Below are 920 nucleotides of genomic sequence, written 5' to 3'. Positions count from 1 at the left end.
GATGTCGTAGCGGGCGCGGTTCTGCCCGTAGTTGGTGCCGGGGCGGCCATCGGGGCTGCGGGTGCCCTTGGCGAAGGCGGCCTTGATGTCGCGCGGCATGTAGAGCGGCGTGGTTTGGGCGGCGGCCGGCCCGGCCACGGCAGCGAGCAGCGGCAGGAGAAGCAGGCGGTTCATTTTCATTGCGGGGAGGGACGCGCGATGCGCGGGAGCGTTGCAAGTGGAGCGAGGCAAAAGTAGGCGACGGGGCTTCGTTTACCCCACCCCCGGCCCCTCCCCGGTGAGGAGGGGGCCACGGCGGCGCGAATGGTAGCTTATGTCTAAAATCATCAGGCTCCCCTCCCCACGGGGAGGGGCCGGGGGTGGGGTCCCCCATCGATACAAAACCACCATCCACCGGCACAACGCCCGGCTGCATCTGTTGCCTGCAAGCAGCCACGGCTTGGCGCGTATTTTTCCGCTTCAAAGCCGCCTTATGTCCGTTTTATTCTTGAGAACCACCGGCCTCGCCGGGCTGCTGCTGTGGCTGGCGCTGCTGGTGCCGGCCCGTGCCCAGAAGTTCGCCGCGCCGAAGCCCATTGCCAAAGAAGACACGATGGCCGTGGACACCGCCGCCACCCGCGACGACTCGTACCGGCTCGAAGTGGGCTACACCACGCTCAGCCGCATTTCGGGGCAGGTGCGGCAAGTGTTCGATACGCGCCCGCTGGCCGAAGACCTGCCCGACGCGGTCGAGAACCTCAAGGCCATTCAGTACACGCTCAAGCAAAAGGGCGAAGTCGTCGATATCAAGCAGCTGCAGATGTGCCAGCTCATGCTCGAAACGCTGCAGGACGAACTGGCCGAGTGGCGCAGCCGCCTCGCCGGGGCCCACCAGCAGCTGGCCGCCATCCAGGCCCAGCTGGCCACCATTGCCCCGCCGC

Annotated in this window: 1 protein-coding gene; it reads left to right on the top strand. The window is 66.8% G+C overall.

The window, feature by feature from the left end; genetic code table 11:
- Positions 1-472: 472 nt before the first annotated feature.
- Positions 473-920, top strand: a 448-nt coding sequence (locus tag ACYVDE_RS24440) for a hypothetical protein (RefSeq protein ID WP_460504120.1), incomplete at its 3' end; no start/stop codon positions are given.

The organism is Hymenobacter agri, assembly GCF_054778495.1.
Note: the sequence above shows the minus strand (reverse complement) of the source record. Positions and strands in the feature narration are given on the sequence as shown.